Source organism: Rhodococcus sp. 105337, assembly GCF_012844225.1.
Taxonomy (GTDB): domain Bacteria; phylum Actinomycetota; class Actinomycetes; order Mycobacteriales; family Mycobacteriaceae; genus Rhodococcus.
In genome coordinates, this window is the sequence record NZ_JABAGQ010000019.1 from 1 (window position 1) to 23,339 (window position 23,339).

Consider the following 23,339-nt stretch of genomic DNA (forward strand, 5'->3'; position numbering starts at 1 on the left):
ACCTCCACCAACCGCTCGAACGGCACATCCGCATGCGCGAACGCATCGAGATCCACCCGGCGGACCTCATCGAGGAAGTCCCCGAACGACACCCCACCATCAACCGACGTCCGCAATACGAGCGTGTTGACGAACATACCCACGAGATCATCGAGCGCAGCCTCACCACGACCCGCGACGGGCGTCCCGATCGCAATATCGGACTGGGCGCTCAACCGTGACAGCAGCACCGCTAGAGCTGCATGCACGACCATGAATTCCGTTGCACCACTGCGGCGTGCGAGATCAGTTAGATCGGAACGGACGCGCCGATCGATCGTGAATCCGTGCGAGGCACCCCGGTAACTCGACACCGCCGGGCGGGGCCGGTCGGACGGCAACGTCGACTCCTCCGGCAGGTCCGCCAAAGCAGTGCGCCAGAACTCGGTTTCCCGCGCGAGCAACGACTCCGGATCGGACTCGTCGCCGAGGACCTCACGCTGCCACAACGTGTAATCCGCGTACTGCACCTCGAGTTCGGCCCAAGCGGGTTCCTTGCCCTCCACCCGTGTCACGTACGCGGCGACCACATCCCGGGTCAGGGGCGCCATAGAGAACCCGTCGCCGGAGATGTGATGGACCACGACCACCAGCACATGCTCTTCCGGCGTGATTCGCAGCAGCCGCACCCTGATCGGAACCTGCTGCGTCACATCGAAACCGGCAGCCACAACCTCCGTGACACGTGCCGGGACCTCGTCGGCCGCGACAGTTTCCGGACGTACCTCGACGATCGAGTCCGATGCGGGCAGGACCTCTTGGAATCCGACCCCGTCGATCTCCGGATACACCGTCCGCAACGACTCGTGTCGCGCGACCACATCCGACACCGCCGCCTGCAACGCATCGACATCCAACGAGCCCGACAACCTGATCGCCACCGGAATATTGTTGACTGCAGATTCTGGATCCAGCCGGTTGAGGAACCACATCCGCTGCTGCGCCAACGACAGGGGAATCTGTGCCGGACGCACCCCCGCAACCAACGGAACCCCGGCACCCCCACCGGACACCTGCTCCACCCGCACCGCCAGTTCCCCGACGGTGGACGCCTCGAACAGCACCCGCACCGGCACCCGAGTATCGAGTGCCGCACCCAGGCGCGCGACCACCTGGGTCGCAATCAGCGAGTTACCACCCAAAGCGAAGAAATCATCATCGAGCCCGACCCGCTCGACACCGAGCACCTCGGAAAACACCGACGCCACGACCTGCTCGGCAGAGGTAGCCGGAGCCCGGAACTCCGTGACCTCGAACACCGGATCCGGCAACGCCCTACGATCCAGCTTGCCATTAGCGTTGAGAGGCAACCCCTCGAGCACCACAAAAGCCGACGGCACCATATAAGCCGGCACACTTCGGCCGAGTTCGAATGCAACCTCCCCGGTATCGAGGACCACATCAGGCCCAGGCACCAGATACGCAACCACACGAGTACCCACACGCTCACTGCCACGAGCAACCACAGCCACATCACGAATGCCATCCATCCGCCGCAGCGCCGACTCGATCTCACCGAGCTCGATCCGGAAACCACGAACCTTCACCTGGAAATCCGTACGACCCAAATACTCGAGCTCACCGTCACTCGTCCACGCCACCAGATCACCCGTACGGTACAACCTCTCACCATCACCCCACGGCGACGCCACAAACCGCTCCGCCGTCAGATCAGGCCGCGCGAAATACCCACGAGCAAGCTGCGCACCCGCAAGATACAACTCACCCGGAACACCCACCGGCACCGGCTGCAAGCGCGCATCGAGCACATACAACCGGGTATTCCACTGCGGCGACCCGATCGGCACAGACACCACATCGGACACATCGACAGTGTGATCGGTCACCGACACCGCAGCCTCGGTCGGACCGTAAAGATTGTCCAACCGGGCCTCATTGCCGGCAAGGAACCGCTGAGCCGTGGACGCAGGCAACGCCTCACCGATAGCGAGCACCCGGCGCAAAGAAGACGGCAGAACACCGTCCCTGTCCGTCATCAACGCAGACAGCATCGACGGCACCACATGCAAAGTCGTCACACCCTCCGACGCGACAAGATCGTTGAGATACGCCGGATCACGATGACCGTCCGGCCCCGCAACAACGACACGACCACCGGATACAAGCGCCGACCAGAACTCCCACACCGACAAGTCGAACGTCGCAGCAGTCTTGAGCAACAGCGCATCATCGGGCCCGAGATCGTATTCGTCCCGCATCCACAGCATTTGGTTGACAATCGCCGCATGGGACACCGCCACACCCTTCGGCCGCCCCGTCGAACCCGACGTGAAAATCACATACGCCGTATTCTCCGCCCGCAACGGTGCGAGCCGATCGAGGTCCGTGACCGGCGAGGCGGAGTACTCGTCGAGGTGTGCGGTATCGAGTCGAACGACGATCCCGGACTTCATATCCTCGGGAACATCGAACTCGTCACGCGCGGTGGTCAACACCACCGCAGGAGCCGCCACCGACACAATGTAATGCGTGCGCTCCGCCGGCTGATCCGGATCCAGCGGCACGTACGCACCACCGGCCTTGGCCACCGCATACATACCCACCAGCAGCTCCACCGACCGCCGCATCGCCAACGCCACAGTCGATTCCGGCCCAACCCCCACCGAAATCAAATGACGGGCAAGCCGGTTCACCCGAGCATCGAACTCCTGATAGGACAGCGACACGCCCTCGAAAACAATCGCCGTCGCCGCAGGATCACGCCGGACCTGAGTATCGAACAAGTCCACCAACGTCACCGGCGCCCCGAGCGGGCAGCTCGTGCGGTTGTGCTCCTCCAGCACCAGGTTCCGCTCCTCGACCCCGAGAATATCGAGATCTCCCACCGGAAGCCCCGGCTCGGCGACGATCTGCTCGAGCACTCGCACGAACCGCTCCGCGATCCCCACAACCGTCGACCTGTCGAACAGATCCGTCGCGAACGTCAACACGCTACCGATCCCCGCCGGAGACCCATCCTCGTGGTAACGATCCGCGGCGACCAGATGCAGGTCGAACTGCGAGGTCTGCACTTGCGCATCCAACCCCGACACCGTCAGACCCGGCAGCTCCAGGCTCGTCGCTGCCAAGTTCTGGAACGACAACCCCACCTGGAACAGCGGATGCCGCGCGGTGGACCGTTCAGGGTTGAGAACCTCGACGAGACGCTCGAACGGAACATCGGCATGCGCGAACGCCTGAAGATCCCGCTCGCGTGTCTGCTCCAACAGAGCATCGAACGAACCGCTCACATCCACGTGGGAACGCAGAACCAAAGTGTTGACGAACATGCCGATCAGATCGTCGAGCTCGCGACGTCCCCTACCCGCAATCGGCGTGCCGACCGTGATGTCCTCGGTGCCCGACAAACGCGCGAGCAACACAGCGAAAGCCGCATGCACCGCCATGAACAACGTCGAGTTCCGCGCTCGTGCGAGCTCGACCAGCTTACGATGCAGATCTGCGTCGATGTCGAACTCGACGTCGTCGCCGGCAAAGGACTGTTCCGCCGGCCGTGGCCGGTCGGTCGGAAGGTCCAGCTGATCGGGAAGGCCGTCCAAGGACTGTTTCCAGAACGCGATCTGCTTGGCTGCCAACGACTCCGGGTCCGACTCGTCGCCGAGTACCTCACGCTGCCACAACGAGTAATCCGCGTACTGCACCTCGAGCGCCGACCACCCTGGGGCCGCGCCCGCGGCCCGCGCCGCATACGCAGTGACCACATCCCGGGTCAACGGCCCCATCGAGAACCCGTCACCGGAAATATGATGAATCACTACCACCAGCAGATGCTCCTGCGGCGCGACCCGCAACAACCGCACCCGCACCGGAACCTGGAGCGTCACATCGAAACCGGTAGTCACAGCCTCAACGACCCGCCCCGGTGCATCGTCGGCACTCACGTCCTCGACCCGTACCTCCACGACCGCATCGCCGGCACCGAGCACCTTCTGGAAACCGACCCCGTCGACCTCCGGATACACCGTCCGCAACGACTCGTGCCGCGCGACCACATCCGACACCGCCGCCTGCAAAGCGTCGACATCCAGCGAGCCCGACAATCTGATCGCCACCGGGATGTTGTTCGCCGCCGACCCCGGATTCAACCGGTTGAGGAACCACATCCGTTGCTGCGCCAGCGACAACGGCACCAGCTCGGGACGGGTTTGCGCGACGAGAGGGGTCTCGTTCCCTACCGCGAGGGGTTCGATCAGGGCCGCGAGTTCTCCCACCGTGGAGTGCTCGAACAGCAGGCGCGCGGGTACGCGGGTGCCGAGGCGTTCACCGAGGCGCGCGGCGAGTCGGGTCGCCACGAGTGAATTGCCACCCAGTGCGAACAAGTCGTCATCGAGCCCGATGCACTCGACACCGAGGAGTGCGCCGAACTCTTCCGCCACGGCAACCTCGAGCGCAGTTGCGGGTGGACGAAACTGCACCGAAACCGACTCCGGCTCAGGCAACGCCGCACGATCGATTTTGCCCGACGGCGTCAACGGCACATCATCCAACACGACGATCGCCGACGGAACCATGTGCGCCGGAAGCATTTCCGACACCGTTGCGGATATCTCTCCGGCATCGATCTCGACACCTCCCGCGGAATGCACATACGACACCAGTCGCATCTCACCCGCCGGCGTCTCGCGGCCCACAGTGATCGCGAAATCGACTCCATCGGAGGTCGCAAGCGCGGCATCGATTTCACCGAGTTCGACCCGAAGGCCGCGGATTTTGATTTGGAAATCGTTGCGCCCCAGGTAGATCAGTTCGTCGTCGCCACTACGCGGCGCACGGACGAGATCACCGGTGCGGTAGAGCCTCGTTCCGTCGGGACCCGCAACGAAACGTTCGGCTGTCAGACCCGGTCTGCCCCGATAACCACGAGCAAGAGCGGGACCCGACACATACAGCTCACCCGCAACGCCGGGCGCGACCGGATTCAGGCGGCTGTCGAGTACGTACGCACCCAGATTTCGCACCGGTGTACCGATGGTCACCGGCCTCCCCGGCTCGAGAGCACCGCTGCAATGCGTCATGATCGTCGCTTCGGTCGGCCCGTAGGCGTTGAGGAACCGCCGTCCCGGTGCCCACCGCTCCACCACATCCGGCGGGCACGCCTCGCCGCCCGACACCACCATTTCGAGTCCGTCGAGTCCCTCGGAATCGAGCGACGCCAACACCGCGGGCGTAATCAGCGCGTGGGTCACCCGGTGACGACGAAGAAGCTCGGTCAGTTCGGCGCCGGCGAACGCATCGGGCGGGGCGACGACCATGGCAGCACTCACGGAAATCGCCATCAGCCATTCGAGCACCGACGCGTCGAAGCTGGGCGAGGCGACGTGAAGGGTGCGGGAGGATGCAGTGGCCCCGAAGCGGTCCACCATCTCTTGTACCAGGTCGGACAGACCGCTGTGCGTCACCGGAACGCCCTTCGGGCGGCCCGTGGACCCCGAGGTGTAGATGACGTACGCCGGGTTCTCGGGTCGCAGGACACTCACGCGCTCGTCGAAGGACACCGGAGCGGGCGACAGCGCTTCCACTTCGGCCCTCGATTGCGGGTCGTCGAGCGCGAGCCACTCCACGGTGTCCGGCAGCGACGACACCGTCGCCGCGAGCGTAAGCCCGATCGCCGCACCCGAATCCGCGAGCATGTACGCGACGCGATCGGGAGGGTAGTTCGGATCTACCGGAACGAAGGCCGCACCGGTCTTCGCCACCGCCCAGATGGCCAGCACGGACTCGAACGACCGAGCCAGGGAGACTGCGACAATGTCTTCGGGGCCGAGTCCACGGTCGATCAACGCTCGCGCGAGGCGCGAAGACTCCGCGTCGATTTCCGCGTACGTCCATGAGCGATCCTCGAACATCACCGCGGGAGCAGAAGGGTTACGTTCCACCGCGGTCCCAAGCAACTGCGGCAGAAGTATCGCGCGCGAACCCCGCCGACGTGCGGGACGTCGACGCTCCCGTCCACGTTCGGACACTGGCGGCCGTCCACTCTCGGGTTCGCCGACGTTTTCCCGTGCGACGCCGTCCCCCTGCTGCATGCCGGCCTTGCGCGAGGCTTCACTCACCACTGGTCTCGCTTCCCTCATATCTCCGTTTCGGCCGTCGCCGCCCGTTGGTTACCGGACAGTCGTCAGCTGCCCAAATAGAGCATCGTGGGCCGGAGGTCATGTTACGGCCACTGGTGGGTCGCACCCGTTGGGGCGACCTCGCGAGAGCCCCCGCAACACAAGGAAATTTGGCGTTCTTCCTGTTCAGGGTGCAAATCATGTCCTCCCGAGTGACCGCCGGCCCCGGCTCCCATGGCGTCCCTCACCGACCCGTGGCCCAGGGATCTCTGGACGGGCTGAGAACCCACGCCGCATCGGACGGCGCGCTCACGTCTTCACCGTCGGTCACGAACACCGTCTCGAGGTCGGCGCACGTTGCCAGGGCATCCACCGCATCGCGGGGCACGAACGCGTGGGTCACCCACTCTTCCTCCGCGAGATGGGCGACATCGGACGCGTTGTCCGCCATCACCACTACGGCACCCGCGAGGGCGGCAGCAAGTACGGCATGGAGCACCCACCGATTCGCGTCCGGACCGGCAACGAGAATCCTTGCGTCGTAGGTCAACTCCTTGCCGACGATACCGTTGCGGAGGAGCGCGACCGCCCTTCCCTGGGAGAGCGCGGTGTCCGGGAAGCGGATCCCCGCATCCCCGAGACTCGGTACGGCGGTCCGCTCGGTGTAGGCAATCGTCCGCGCCGAGAGGCCGGACACCTCCGAGACCAGGTCCGGTGCGTCCATAGCCAGTCGTCGGCCGGAGCCGTGAACGTCGCGGTCGGTGGTCGTCAGTACCCAGCGGGCAGCCTCCGACGACCCGACTGCCAGTGCCGCACCCGACTTGACCACTGCCCACGCAGCGATCACCAAGTCGATGCCTACAGGCAGATCGACGCAGACCGTCTCCCCCGGGCCGGCTCCGAGGGCGATCAGGTAGCGAGCCCACTGCGACGAGCGTTGTTCGACCTCGCCGTAGGTCGACTCGACGTCGCCCACCACCACTGCCGGCGCATCGGGATCGGACTCGACGGCGACGCGCAACTCCTGCGCGATGGTGACGTCGGCGTCCTGCACCGTCGTGGTGTCCTGACGCGGAGCGCTGCCTGTCACCGCTGTGATCTCGTCCTCCGTGCGGAGTTCGATGTCTCCGACGATCGCCGCGGGATCCGCAGCCACCTTGTCCAAGAGAGCCACGAAACGACGGGCGAACGCATCCACGGTGCCCTCGTCGAACAGATCGGTCGCGTAGGTCAGTGCTACCGACATGCCTGCCGGCGTTCCCTCCGGGGTGTCGTGAGGTTCGACGGTGACCTGCAGGTCGAACTTGGCCGCGAGTTCCCCTGTGCCGATCGTGTCGACCGTCAGACCGGGCAGTTCCATCCGTGCCTGCTCGAGGTTCTGGAACGACAGGACGGTCTGGAACGCGGGATGACGAGCGGACGACCGAGCGATCCCTAATTCGTCGACGACACGCTCGAACGGAATGTCCGCGTGCGTGAACGCTTCGAGGTCACCGGATCGCACTGCGTCGAGCAGCGACTCGAAGGCCGTGGCCGGATCGACGTCCGTGCGCAGCGCGAGCGTGTTGACGAACATGCCGACCACGTCGTCCAGTGCTCGGGCGCCACGGCCCGCCACCGCGGTACCGACGACCACATCGCGGGAGTTGCTCAGCCGGGAGAGGAGGACGGCGAGAGCGGCGTGCACCACCATGAACAGGGATGCCCGGCGCGACCCGGCGAGTGAGTCGAGACGGGCATGGGTCTGCGCCGACACCTCGATCGTCGTGGTTGCACCCCGGCCGCTCGCCTGGGCGGGACGCGGACGATCGGTGGGCAGGTCGAGCAGATCCGGTATGCCCGCGAGCCTCTCACGCCAGTAGGCCAGTTGAACCCCGGCGGGCGAGTCGGGATCGTCGGCGTCGCCCAGTACCTCCTGTTGCCAGAGCGCGAAGTCGGCGTACTGCACCTCGAGCGGAGGCAAGGCCGGGGCCGTTCCTGCCGCCCTGGCGATGTATGCGCCCATGAGGTCGCGGGCCAGCGCAGGCAGCGACGCACCGTCTGCCGAAATATGGTGCACGACAAGCACGAGCACGTGGTCGTCCGGACCGAGCGTTACGAGAAGACCTCGAACAGGCACCTCGGTGGTGACGTCGAATCCGCGCCCGGCGACCTCCGCCACGGTCTCGAATGCCTCTTGCTCCGAGGCTGCGGTCACCACCGTCAGGTCCTCCACCGTGGTGGCCGGAACGATCTGCTGCCGAGGGCCGTGTTCGTCGTGCGGGTACACGGTGCGCAGTGCCTCGTGACGTTCGACGACATCACGCACCGCCGCACCCAGGCCCGCGACATCGAGTTCGCCACGCAACCGGATGCCGAGCGGGATGTTGTAGGAGCCGGACGTGGGGTCGAGCTGGTTCAGCACCCATATTCGCTGCTGAGGAAGGGACAGCGGAATCCGTTCGGGGCGGGTTCTCGCCACGAGTTCCGGCCTCCCGGATGCGACGGGACCCGCGTCGATACGCGCTGCGAGGCCGGCGACGGTGGGCTCCTCGAACAATTCACGGATCGCCAGTGAAGAACCGAGGGCCTCGTTGACTCGGGCGATCACCCGGGTAGCGACCAGAGAGTTGCCACCGAGCGCGAAGAACGAATCCTCCGCACCGACTCGATCGATTCCGAGGACCTCGCCCCATACCTTCGCGATCGCGATCTCGGATTCGGTTGCGGGATCGCGGGATTCGCGATCTCCGAAGACAGGGGAAGGCAACGCCTTACGGTCCAGCTTGCCCGACGAACCCAACGGGAACTCGTCGAGCACCACAAACACCGACGGCACCATGTACGCCGGCAACAGCCCCGAGACGAACTCGGCCAACTCGTCACGATCCACCGTGGCCCCCGCGACGGGCACCACATATCCCACGAGCTGGTCCCCGAGACCGGCGGTCGACACCACGACCGCAGCCTGGGTGATCGATTCGTGCGCTGCCAGCGCCGCCTCGATCTCACCGAGCTCGATCCGCAGACCCCGCAACTTCACCTGGAAGTCGGTACGACCGATGTACTCCAGTTCGCCGTCACTGTTCCACCGGACAAGATCACCGGTGCGGTAGAGGCGCTCACCCGCAGCGAACGGCGACGCCACGAACCGCTCCGCCGTCATTCCTGTACGCCCGAAGTATCCCCTCGCGATCTGCGCACCCGAGAGGTACAGCTCTCCCACGACTCCGACCGGTACCGGTACGAGTCGCTGGTCCAGCACGTAGGTCCCGGTGTTCCATACAGGTGTCCCGATCGGGACGGCACCGGTGCCGACTCCGTCGACCGGCGACGCCGTGACATGCACTGTCGCTTCGGTCGGGCCGTAGAGGTTATGGAGCTGAGGTAGCCCGAGGGCAGCGCATTGATCGGCCAAAGCCGCAGGGAACGCTTCACCCGCAACAAGAACCACACGCAACGACGCGCACTCCTCGCGCGTGGCGACAGCAGCGAACACCGCAAGCATCGACGGCACGAACGACGTCGCAGTGATCCGCTCCCGATGGATCACGCGAGCAAGATACGCCGGATCCCGATGTCCGTCGGTGCTCGCGATCACCACACGCGCACCCGCTGCCAACCCGCCGAACAACTCCCACACCGACACATCGAACGTAAACGGCGTCTTCTGCAACACCACATCTTCCGGCGACAGCCCGTACTCGGCTACCAACCACGACACCTGATTGACCACCGAACCATGCGACACCGCCACACCCTTCGGCCGGCCCGTCGACCCCGACGTGAAAATCACATACGCCGTATTCGACGGCCGCACCGGCGCAATCCGCTCCGCATCCGACACCGGACCGGCCGCAACGCCCGAAAGATCCAGAGTGTCGATCGACACCACCGGAACCGACCCGGACCCGAACTCGGAACCGGGAAGCTCGAACCCGTCCCGCGACGTCGACACCACCAACACCGGCGACACCGACTCCACAATGAAACCATTCCGCTCGGCAGGCTGATCCGGATCGATCGGCACATAGGCGCCGCCCGCCCGCACGATCGCATACATCCCCACCAGCAGATCCAACGACCGGCGCACCGCCAGCCCCACCGTCGTCTCCGGACCCACACCCCGCGAGATCAGATACCGCGCAAGCCGATTGACCCGCGCATCGAACTGCGCATACGTCAACGACTCGTCTTCGAACACCACCGCAATCGCGTCGGGATTCGAAAGGACCTGCGCATCGAACCGGTCCAGCAACGTCGACTCCGGCACCGGATGCGACGTATCGTTCCACCGCTCGAGCACCGCAATACGCTCATCGGCGCCCAGCAAATCGATATCGCCGACCCGCAGCGCCGGATCGGCCACCACCGCCTCGAGGATCCGCACGAACCGATCCGCGAACGTCTCCACCGTCGAAGCATCGAACAGCTCGGTGGCATAGGTGAACTCCGCACGGAAACCGGCCGGCGAACCGTCCTCCGCAAACCCCTCCGACAACGTCAACTGCAGATCGAACTTGGCGATCTGCGCATCGAAGTCCACACCCGAGACACTCAGACCGGGCAGCTCGAGCTCCGCATCCGCCAAATTCTGGAAAGTCAGCATCACCTGGAACAGCGGATGACGCGCCTGCGAACGCGCAGGATCGAGCACCTCCACCAACCGCTCGAACGGCACATCCGCATGCGCGAACGCATCGAGATCCACCCGGCGGACCTCATCGAGGAACTCCCCGAACGACACCCCACCATCAACCGACGTCCGCAACACCAACGTATTGACGAACATACCCACCAGATCATCGAGCGCAGCCTCACCACGACCCGCAATCGGGGTGCCGATCGCAACATCGGAACTCGCACCCAACCGTGACAGCAACACCGCCAGAGCAGCATGGACGACCATGAATTCGGTTGCGCCACTGCGTCGGGCAAGATCGGTGATGCTCGCACGAACACGACCATCGATCACGAACCCATGCGAGGCGCCCCGGTAACTCGACACCACCGGACGAGGCCGATCCCCCGGCAACGTCGACTCCTCCGGCAGATCCGCCAAAGCACTGCGCCAGAACTCGGTTTGCCGCGCAAGCAGCGACTCCGGATCCGACTCGTCACCGAGAACCTCACGCTGCCACAACGTGTAATCCGCATACTGGACTTCCAAAACCGACCACCCCGGGACCGCGCCCGCAGCCCGCGCCGCATACGCCGTGACCACATCCCGGGTCAACGGCCCCATCGAGAACCCGTCGCCGGAAATATGATGAACCACCACAACCAGAATGTGCTCGTCCGGCGCGACCCGCAACAACCGCACCCGGATCGGAACCTGCTGCGTCACATCGAAACCGGTAGTCACAACCTCCGCGACACGTGCCGGGACCTCGTCGGCCGCAACAGTTTCCGGACGAACCTCGACCACGGCCTCCAATGGGGACAGGATCTCCTGGAAGCCGACCCCATCGACCTCCGGATACACCGTCCGCAACGACTCGTGCCGTGCGACCACATCCGACACCGCCGCCTGCAACGCATCCACATCCAACGATCCCGACAACCTGATCGCCACCGGAATGTTGTTCACCGCAGATTCTGGATCCAGCCGGTTGAGGAACCACATCCGCTGCTGCGCCAACGACAACGGAATCTGCGCCGGACGCTCCCGCGCCGACAGCACCACACCCGGCCCGCCACCGGCCTCCGACACCCGCGCCGCCAGCTCCTCCACGGACGACGTCTCGAACACCACCGGCACCGCGACCCGATGCCCCACCCGCGCCGAGAGCCTCGCCACCAAGCGCGTCGCCGCCAAGGAATTACCGCCCAGATCCACAAACGAGTCATCCAGCCCGACCCGCTCGAGACCCAGCACCTGCGCCACCTCCGACGCCACCAACTCCTCCACCGGCGTCCGAGGCGCGCGATACTCCCGCACTTCGAACACCGGCTCCGGCAACGCTGCTCGATCCACCTTCCCCACGGCCGTCAACGGCACCGAATCGAGCACCACTACCAACGTGGGCACCATGAACCCCGGCAACATCTCGGCCGCAGCCGCACGCACCCGATCCCCCTCGAGCACCGTCGCCGGCTCCGGCACCACATACGACACCAACGCCGACTCACCCGATGGCAACGATGTCCCCACCGTCACCGCAAACCCCACACCGGGCAACGACGACAGCACCGCGTCGATCTCCCCCAGCTCGACCCGGAATCCCCGAATCTTCACCTGGAAATCGCTGCGCCCCACATACTCCAACACGCCGTCGGCACCACGGCGTACCAGATCTCCGGTCCGGTACATCCGCCCACCCGCACCGAACGGATCCGCGACGAACCGCGCCGCGGTCAGCCCGACCCGACCGTGGTAGCCCCGCGCCACCTGGGCCCCCGCCACGTACAACTCCCCCACCACGCCCTCGGGAACCGGCCGCAGACGCTCATCGAGCACGAAACAGCCCACCCCCGCGATCGCCGACCCGATCGTCACCGGCGCACCCGGCACCAACTCCCCCGAGCTCGCCAGGATCGTCGTCTCCGTAGGTCCGTACGCATTGAAGAACCGGCGGCCCTCGACCGCCCACCGCCGCACCAACTCCGGCGCGAACGACTCACCCGCAACCACCACCACACGCAACGAATCCATACCGGCCGGATCCATCGACCCCAAAGCGCCCGGCGTCATCAACACATGCGACACCGCTTGCGTCACAATCACATCCGCCAGCTCGGCGCCACCACCGACACCTGCCGGCGCCACCACCACCGTCGCACCCGCCGAGAAAGCCACACCCAGCTCGAGCAACGACACATCGAAACTCGGCGAACACACATGCAACACCCGAGACGACGACTCCACCCCGAAATGCTCACGTTCAGCCGAAATCACGCCACCGACACCCGAATGCGATACCACCACGCCCTTCGGCCGTCCCGTCGAACCCGACGTGTAGATCATCCACGCCGCATCCGACGCCTCCAGCGAGCGCACCCGATCCGCATACGACACCGGCCGCGAGGACAACGCCTCCACCTGCGCGACCACCGACACATCGTCGACGGCAACCACAGGCACCGACCCCGCCACCGACGACACCGTCGGCACCGACGACCCCACCGACAGACACAGCACCGCGCCGGAGTCGGACACCATGAACTGCACGCGCTCAGCCGGATAACCCGGATCCACGGGCACGAAAGTCGCCCCCGACTTCGCCACCGCCCACAACACCACGACCGACAGCAGCGAACGCGGCACCGCAACCACCACCGCGTCGCCCGGTCCGACACCCCGACCGATCAGCCACCGCGCCCACCGCGACGACACCTCGTCCAGCTCGCGATACGACAACGATCCCTCGGCTGCGACCACCGCCACCGCGTCACCACGCGACTCCACCGCCGACACCAGCAACTGCGGCAACAGCACACCGCGCCGACCGTGCGCGCGGTTTCCTCGCGCCGGTCGCGGAGCACGTTCGGCACGTGGTGCCCGTTCGGGTCGCTGGCTATGTGCACCGGTACGGGCGCTTGCCGCGTCGCGGGACTCCGGACGTGCCGATCGAGATGCGTTCACCGGAGTGGCCTCGTTCGAACTGCCGTCGTGTCGTGACATGGAAAGCCCACACCCTTCGCTTCAGATAATTCAGTGGTCGCGCCCGTAATCGAACAAGCACTTCGCCGCCCCGAAACGGGCGACGCTAGTCGAAAGTAATCTTCCCGGTCCATCCCCGGAGCAAGCCCCGACGTTACCCGCAGTGCCTCCGGCAGTGCCGGATCCGGGCGACCGGTGGGGCCGAGGACGAATCGGCCCCACCGGAATCAGCCCAGGTCGGGAAGCTGGTACACGCGGTGCGCGGCACCCCACTCCTCCAGTGGTACCCCGGATACGTCGTCGAGCACGACGACGGCTGCGAGATCCTCGAGTGTCCCCGGTTCCAACGTGCCCAGCGACGCGCCCGGCAGATGGACGTGCGTCACCCACTGGCCGTACAGCACCCCGTCGAGGCCAGGACCCGATGTGGCGTCCGCGGGTACGACTACGACCACAGCACCTGTCGCGGTCACGACCAGGGGTTCGAGTGCCACGACCTCGATGTCGACACTGCCCACAACGGCGCTTCTGGACTCGTACGTCAGCCCGTACTTCTCACGCAGCGACCCGATACGGTCGATCAGTTCCTCGTTGGTGAACGTCTTCGATGCTGTGACGACTGCGGGGTCGTTCGCACCGACCGGCCGTATTCTGTCGCTGTACGTCACGGGATCCGACGGCAGAGCGGCCAGTTCGTCGCGCACATCCGGATCGTCGACGACGATCCGTTCACCATCGGGCGAGGAAACGCCGGTAACAGTGAGGGTCACCACGGTTCCCTCCGACTGGCGCGACATCTCTCCGCCGGGGTCGATCATGGCGAGGGCAGCGCCGGTCTTGACGACCGCCCATGCAGCGACCACCGACTGCACCGATCGAGGCATCGCGACCGCGACCACGTCGCCGGTGCCGACTCCGCGGGCGATGAGGAACCTGGCGAGACGCGACGAGCGCGCGTCGAGCTCCCGATACGGGATCTCGGTGCCCTCGCCTCCGACCGACGGATCTGCCGGCACCGCCAGAGCGGGAGCAGACGGATCCTCTTCGACCACCTCCGCCAGGACCGTGGCGAGTGTCCGCGCTCCGGTGTCGACGGCGCCTGCGGACGGTCCGGACTCGGCGACAAGACGTGCGCGGTCGTCCGCATCGACCAGGTCGATGTCGCCGACAACTCCTTCCGGCTCGGACACGAACGAATCCAGCACACGCACGAGTTGTTCCGAGATCCGTCCGATCCCTGCCTCGTCGAAGAACCTCTCCAGGTACTTGAACGTCAGCTCGAGTTGTCGATCCGCAACGGCCATCAGGGTGATCGGGTAGTGCGTGGCATCGTCGAGGACCACGTCGGTGATCGTCATACCGTCGAGGGATCCGGCCGCGTCGGTCAACGCCTCCCTGTCGATCGGATACGACTCGAACACCAGCAACGAATCGAACCCGATCGGAGTCCCGATCCGCTGTTCGATCTCCGACAGCCCGACGTAGTGGTGATCCAGCAGGTCGGCTTGTTCCGATTGCACGCGGCGCAGCATCTGCACTACGGGTTCGTCCGGGTGGATCCGGACCCGCACGGGCAGTGTGTTGATGAACAGGCCCACCATCGTCTCCACGCCCGGCAGGTCTGCGGGGCGACCCGAGACGGTCGCACCGAACACGACGTCGGCGCGCCCTGTGATCCTGCCCAGTAGAACGCCCCACGCAGCCTGGACGAGTGTGTTGACCGTGACGCCGCTTTCGGTGGCGAGCGCGGTCAGCCGCGCTGTTCGGTCGGTGTCGACGAGGACCGACATCTTCGACATCGTGTCGTTGTCCGCGTCCCGCTGGACCGGAGCGACAATCGTCGGTTCCGAGATGCCACCCATCGCCTCGGCCCACCTCTCCAGCGACGCGGCATGGTCCTGCTCCTCGAGCCACGCGAGGAAGTCCGCGTAGGAACGCGTGGGTGGCAGGGCCGCACGGTCGCCGCGCAGCACGTACAGAGCCATGAGGTCCTGCATGAGCAACGGCATCGACCAGCCGTCCAAAAGGATGTGGTGGGCGGTGACGGCCAGGTGATAACGGTCCTCGTGCGACTTCACGAGGAGGAACCGAATGAGAGGCGCACGCTCCATGTCGAAACGCCGAGCCTGTTCCTCGGCCAGCAGCGCCGGCACCCCGCTCTCACCGGCACGGCCGGAGAGATCGCTCGCTTCGATGACCTGCCAAGGCAACTCGACCTCGTCGAGAACGAGTTGCAACGATCGGCCTGCCTCGTCGGTGACGAACACGGCCCGCAGATTCCTGTGTCTGTCGAGCAGAGCTTGTCCCGCGCGTCGCAGACGATCGGGGTCGACGTCGCCGCCGAGATCGAGGACCGCCTGCATCGTATAGACATCGGTGCGTTCGTCGGCCGTCATCGAAGCGTGGAAGAGCAAACCTGATTGCAACGGCGACAGCGACCACACGTCAGTGAGCGACGGGTATCGCTGCTCCCAGATCTCGATGTCGCTCTGGTCGAGGTCGACGAGAGGGAGATCCGACGGTGTCAGCCCACCGGCACCGGGCGAAGACCCGTGCCGTGCAAGCGCATCGAGCGCTTGCAGCCAATGCTGCGACAGTTCGTCGATATCGTCACGGTCGAACAACCCGGCTGGGAACGCGATCGTCGTATCGAGGCGCGTGCCATCGGAGCCGTCCGAGAACACAGCCTCGATATCGACGCTGACGTCGGCCGGAATCGCGGTGGACAGATGCACTTCCAGTTCGCCGAGGGCACCTGTCGGTGTCCAGACGGACTCGGTCGCGCCCTGCCCTGCGTCCGGGCGCGACCGCCGGTCCAGGTAGCTGAAACGCACCTGCGGCGACCGCTCAACCGATGCCAGGCGATCCCGTGCCTCTGGATCGAGATGCCGCAACACGCCGAAGCCGGTCCCGCCGGCAGGAACGGCCCGCAACTGCTCCTTGACCGCCTTCATCGCCGCACCCATGGCCGGCCCACCCGCGAATGCCTCGTCGATATCCACACCGGCAAGTTCGACTCGCACCGGATACGCAGCGGTGAAGCAACCCACCGTTCGTTGCAGGTCGGCCCCGGCCACCGCGGTGTCCGCACGTCCGTCGGCCTCCAGCCGGACCAGCGCGGACGACGACTCCACACCACGATCGCGGCGCCAGCGCACCAATGCCAAACCGAGGGCCGTCATCAGGCCGTCGGTGACCGCGCCATTGAACAGCGCCGGCACCGAGGTCAGCAGCGCATCGGTGTCGGCGGCAGGAACGGACACCTCCAGCCGTTGCACCGTCGACGTCGTATCGACGGCCGGATCGAACGGTCTCATCCCCATTTCGGGATCCGGTCCGTCCAATGCGCGCTCCCACCAGGACAACTCGGATCTGTGTTCGGGTGCGACCTCGAGAACGCCGTGCGCCCACCGCCGCAGTGACGTGCCGACGGCGGGAAGTCGCGGTTCCTGTCCCGCGGCGATCTGCTCCCATGCCAGACCGAGGTCGTGAAGGATGATGCGCCACGAACCGTCGTCGACCACCAGACGGTGTGCGACAAGGAGCAGGATTCCCTTTCGCTCGCCCGGGCCGAAATCGAGCCAGACGAGACGCAGCATCGACCCGGCGTACGGATCGAGGGCCGTGAGAGCGGAGTCGAGGTGTGGTCGTGCGATCTCGGCAATCCGGGCATCGTCGGTATCGGCCGAAACCTCGACCCTGGCGAGCAGTTGCGCCGGATCGACGGTGCCTGCGCTGCGCACGCGCAGCATCGGTTCACCGTCGGCGCCACCTTCGAGGGCCGAACGCAGTGCATCGTGGTGATCCACCACGACGCCGATCGCGCGCTCGAGTGCATTCCGGTCGATATCCGACGGGATCTCCACGGCGACGGTCTGTGCGGCGTGGTCGAAGCCACCCGGCCGGCTCAGCACTTCGCGCATACCCGGCGTGAGCGGAACCTCGCCGATTCCACCGCCCGGCAACTCGTCGAGCGACGCGGGCCCGGTGCTCTCTTCCCACGTGGCCACTTCGGCGAGTCCCGCAACCGAACGGCGGCCGAACACGTCTCGCGGCGTGAAGTGCACACCTCGGGCCTTTGCCCGTGACACCAATTGGATCGAGACGATGCTGTCCCCACCGAGCGCGAAGAAATCGTCGGTCGCGCCGATCTTGTCGACATCCAGAACTTCGGCGAACACGTCCGCGATGACCTGTTCGATCCTGGACCCGGGCGCCCGGAACGCTGTCGCCTCGAACACCGGATCCGGCAACGCCTTACGGTCGAGCTTGCCGTTGATGTTGAGGGGCAATGCGTCGAGCACCACAAAAGCCGACGGCACCATATAAGCCGGCACACTCCGACCCAGCGCGAATGCAACCTCCCCGGTATCGAGATCGACACCCGGCCGAGACACCAGATACGCAACCACACGAGTACCCACACGCTCGCTGCCACGAGCAACCACCGCCACATCACGAATGCCATCCATCCGCCGCAGCGCCGACTCGATCTCACCGAGCTCGATCCGGAAACCACGAACCTTCACCTGGAAATCCGTACGACCCAAATACTCGAGCTCACCGTCACTCGTCCACGCCACCAAATCACCCGTGCGGTACAACCTCTCACCATCACCCCACGGCGACGCCACAAACCGCTCCGCCGTCAGATCAGGCCGCGCGAAATACCCACGAGCAAGCTGCGCACCCGCAAGATACAACTCACCCGGAACACCCACCGGCACCGGCTGCAAACGCGCATCGAGCACATACAACCGGGTATTCCACTGCGGCGACCCGATCGGCACAGACACCACATCGGACACCTCGACAGTGTGATCGGTCACCGACACCGCAGCCTCGGTCGGACCGTAAAGATTGTCCAACCGCGCATCATTGCCGGCAAGGAACCGCTGAGCCGTGGACGCAGGCAACGCCTCACCGATAGCGAGCACCCGGCGCAGAGAAGACGGCAGAACACCATCCGAGTCCGTCATCAACGCCGTCAGCATCGACGGCACCACATGCAGAGTCGTCACACCCTCCGACGCGACAAGACCGTTGAGATACGCCGGATCACGATGACCGTCCGGCGCCGCAACAACGACACGGCCACCGGATACAAGCGCCGACCAGAACTCCCACACCGACAAGTCGAACGTCGCAGCGGTCTTCAGCAACAGCGCATCATCGGGCCCGAGATCGTATTCGTCCCGCATCCACAGCATTTGGTTGACAATCGCCGCATGGGACACCGCCACACCCTTGGGCCGACCGGTCGAACCCGACGTGAAAATGACATACGCCGTGTTCTCCGGCCGCAACGGCGCAAGCCGATCGACGTCCCTCACCGGCAAACCCGAGTACCCATCGAGGCTAGCGGTATCGAGCCGAACGACGACGATCCCCGAACCCACGCCCTCGGGAACATCGAACTCGTCACGCGCGGTGGTCAAGACCACCGCAGGAGCCGCCACCGACACAATGTAATGCGTGCGCTCCTCCGGCTGATCCGGATCCAGCGGCACATACGCACCACCGGTCTTGGCCACCGCATACATACCCACCAGCAGCTCGACCGACCGCCGCATCGCCAGCGCCACAGTCGATTCCGGCCCAACCCCCACCGAAATCAAATGACGGGCAAGCCGGTTCACCCGAGCATCGAACTCCTGATACGACAGCGACAAGCCCTCGAACACAATCGCGGTCGCCGCAGGATCACGCCGGACCTGAGTGTCGAACAAGTCCACCAACGTCACCGGCGCCCCGAACGGGCGGCTCGTGCGGTTCCACTCCTCCAAAACCAGATTCCGCTCCTCGACCCCGAGAATATCGAGGTCTCCCACCGGAAGCTCCGGCTCGGCGACGATCTGCTCGAGCACTCGCACGAACCGCTCCGCGATCCCCGCCACCGTCGACCTGTCGAACAGATCCGTCGCGAACGTCAACACGCTACCGATCCCCGCCGGAGACCCGTCCTCGTGGTAACGGTCCGCGGCGACCAAATGCAGGTCGAACTGCGAGGTCTGCACTTGCGCATCCAACCCCGACACCGTCAGACCCGGCAGCTCCAGGCTCGTCGCTGCCAAGTTCTGGAACGACAACCCCACCTGGAACAGCGGATGCCGCGCGGTGGACCGTTCAGGGTTGAGTACCTCGACGAGACGCTCGAACGGAACGTCGGCATGCGCGAACGCCTGGAGATCCCGCTCGCGTGTCTGCTCCAACAGAGCATCGAACGAACCGCTCACATCCACGTGGGAACGCAGAACCAAAGTGTTGACGAACATGCCGATCAGATCGTCGAGCTCGCGACGTCCCCTACCCGCAATCGGAGTGCCGACCGTGATGTCCTCGGTGCCCGACAAACGCGCGAGCAACACAGCGAAAGCCGCATGCACCGCCATGAACAACGTCGAATTCCGCGCTCGCGCGAGCTCAACCAGCTTACGATGCAAATCAGCGTCGATGTCGAACTCGACCCTGTCGCCGGCAAAGGACTGTTCCGCCGGCCGTGGCCGGTCGGTCGGAAGGTCCAGCTGATCGGGAAGGCCGTCCAAGGACTGTTTCCAGAACGCGATCTGCTTGGCCGCCAACGACTCCGGGTCCGACTCGTCACCGAGTACCTCACGCTGCCACAACGAGTAGTCGGCGTATTGCACCGGAAGCGGTTCCCAGCCGGGCTCGTATCCGCCGGAACGCGCCACATAGGCCGCAACCAGGTCACGGGTCAGTGGTCCCATCGAAGAACCGTCGGCAGAGATGTGATGGACGACGAAGGCGACGATGATCTCGTCGTCCCCCACCGCGTACAGGCGAATTCGGATCGGAACCTCGGCGGTGACGTCGAAACTCGTATTCGCCAACTCACGAACGAGGCCGGGCAACTGATCCCAGTCCGTCCGGACGGGCTCCAGATCGGGCGCTACCGATGAGACCGGCAACACGATCTGAACGGCACCGTCGTCCGACTGCGGGTAGGAGGTGCGCAGCATTTCGTGTCGTTCGAGCACATCGCGGATGGCTGCCTGCAGTGCAGCGAGATCCAGTCGTCCGCTGAGTCTCAACGCGATCGGCAGGTTGTATGCCACGGAGTCGGGATCGAACCGGTTGAGGAACCACATCCGCTGCTGCGCCAGCGACAACGGAACCCGGTCCGGACGCGGCCCAGCAACGAGAGGCACCGTTCCCCCCGAGCCGGCATGTTGCCCGACGTGTGCGGCCAACGCCTCGACGGTCGGTGCGTCGAACAGGGCTCGCACCGGCACCCGAGTGTCGAGCGCCGAGCCCAGCCGTGCGACCACTTGCGTGGCGTTCAGCGAGTTGCCACCCATTGCAAAGAAATCGTCGTCGAGCCCGACCCGCTCGACACCCAGCACGCCGGCGAACGTCGACGCCACAATCTCTTCCACCGGGGTCCGTGGCGCCCGGAATTCGCGGGCTTCGAACTCCGGCGCCGGCAACGCCTTCCGATCCAGCTTGCCCGACGTATTGAGCGGGAACTCATCGAGAACCACCACAGCGCCCGGGACCATGTACGACGGCAACAACCCGGACACGAACTCGATCAACTCACCACGATCTACGGTGGCCCCGGGAACCGGAACCACATACCCCGCGAGTTGATCCCCGGCGCCCGACGACGAGACCACGACCGCAGCCTGACTGACCGAGCCGTGCGCCAGCAACGCACTCTCGATCTCACCCAACTCGATGCGCTGGCCCCGGAACTTCACCTGGAAATCAGTGCGCCCGATGTACTCCAGTTCACCGTCGCTACTCCACCGAACCAGATCACCGGTGCGATACATCCGGTCCCCGGCCGGCCCGAACGGGTTCGCCACGAACCGATCCGACGTCAGATCCGGCCGGCGCACATACCCGCGCGCCAACTGCACGCCGGCGAGGTACAACTCACCCGGCACCCCGGCCGGCACCGGACGCAGGCGGCCGTCCAGCACGTACACCTGCACGTTCCATTCCGGCTCACCGATCGGCACAACATCGACCGATCCCTCCGACGGCGCCTGCCAGAACGTAGCCGACACCGCAGCTTCCGTCGGCCCGTACAAATTGTCGATCCCCGCCGCACTGATACGGCGCACCCCGTCGACCGTCTCCGGCGGCAGCGCTTCACCGATGACGAAGATCTCCCGCAACGTGCTGCACGATTCTGCAGCAGCGTGCGCCGCGAACACGGTCAGCATCGACGGCACGAAATCGGTGATCGTCACCTTCTCCCGCGCAATGACCTCCGACAGATATATCGGATCGCGGTGTCCGTCCGGAGTCGCGAGTACCAACTTCGCACCCACACTCAGCGGCATGAAGAACCCCCACAACGACACGTCGAACGTCGTGGCGGTCTTCTGGAAATACACATCCTCCGACGTCATCGCGAACTCGTGCAGCATCCAGTCGATCTGGTTGACGATCGCGCGGTGCGTCACGGCCACGCCCTTGGGCTTGCCCGTCGAACCGGACGTGAAGATGGCGTAGGCCGTGTTGTCCGGGCGGAGCGCGTCCCGTCGCTCCTCGTCACCGATCCGCTCGGCAGAGACTCCCGCCAGATCCAGCCGATCGATCTCCATCGTCTCGACATCTACCCCGGACGGCACCTCGAACCCATCGCGGGCCGTCGTCACCAGACACACCGGGTCAGCAATATCGAGCACATGCCGGATGCGATCGGCCGGATGGTCGGGATCGATCGGCACATACCCGCCGCCCGCCCGCACGATCGCATACATCCCCACCAGCAGATCCAACGACCGGCGCACCGCCAACCCCACCGTCGCCTCCGGACCCACACCCCGCGAGATCAGATACCGCGCAAGCCGATTGACCCGCGCATCGAACTGCGCATACGTCAACGACTCGCCCTCGAACACCACCGCCACCGCATCCGGCGACGCAGCGACCTGCGCATCGAACCGATCCAGCAACGTCGACTCCGGCACCGGACGCGCCGTATCGTTCCACCGCTCGAGCACCCTCACCCGCTCATCGGCGCCCAGCAGATCGATATCCCCCACCCGACACGACGGATCAGCCACCACCGCCTCGAGGATCCGCACGAACCGCTCCGCGAAGCCCTCCACCGTCGAAGCATCGAAGAGCTCGGTCGCATACGTGAACTCGATACCGAAGCCCTGGGACTGCTCATCCGCACCGGCCAGATCGGTGACGGTCACCTGCAGATCGAACTTGGCGATCTGCGCATCGAAGTCCACACCCGAGACACTCAGACCGGGCAGCTCGAGCTCCGCAGCCGCCATATTCTGGAAAGTCAGCATCACCTGGAACAGCGGATGACGCGCCTGCGAACGCGCAGGATCGAGCACCTCCACCAACCGCTCGAACGGCACATCCGCATGCGCAAAAGCATCGAGATCCACCCGGCGGACCTCATCGACGAACTCCCCGAACGACACCCCCGCATCGACCGACGTCCGCAATACGAGCGTATTGACGAACATGCCCACCAGATCATCGAGCGCAGCCTCACCACGCCCCGCGACGGGCGTCCCGATCGCAACATCGGAACTCGCACCCAACCGCGACAGCATCACCGCAAGAGCGGCATGCACCACCATGAATTCCGTTGCACCACTGCGACGGGCCACCTCGGTGATACCCGCACGAACACGACCATCGAT

At 65.3% G+C, this 23,339-nt stretch carries 3 protein-coding genes; all 3 read right to left on the reverse strand.

All coding sequences use genetic code 11. The annotated features are described in order from the left end of the window. Window positions 1–5,936, reverse strand: a 5,936-nt coding sequence (locus tag HF886_RS20600) for an amino acid adenylation domain-containing protein (RefSeq protein ID WP_346765425.1), incomplete at its 3' end; no start/stop codon positions are given. A 421-nt stretch (window positions 5,937–6,357) separates the two neighbouring features. Continuing rightward, the gene (locus HF886_RS20605; RefSeq protein ID WP_346765426.1) at window positions 6,358–13,530 is read right to left on the reverse strand and encodes an amino acid adenylation domain-containing protein; all 7,173 of its coding nucleotides are present in this window, start codon (window positions 13,528–13,530) and stop codon (window positions 6,358–6,360) included. A 392-nt stretch (window positions 13,531–13,922) separates the two neighbouring features. Continuing rightward, window positions 13,923–23,339, reverse strand: coding sequence for an amino acid adenylation domain-containing protein (locus tag HF886_RS20610; protein WP_346765427.1), 9,417 nt, complete (start codon window positions 23,337–23,339; stop codon window positions 13,923–13,925).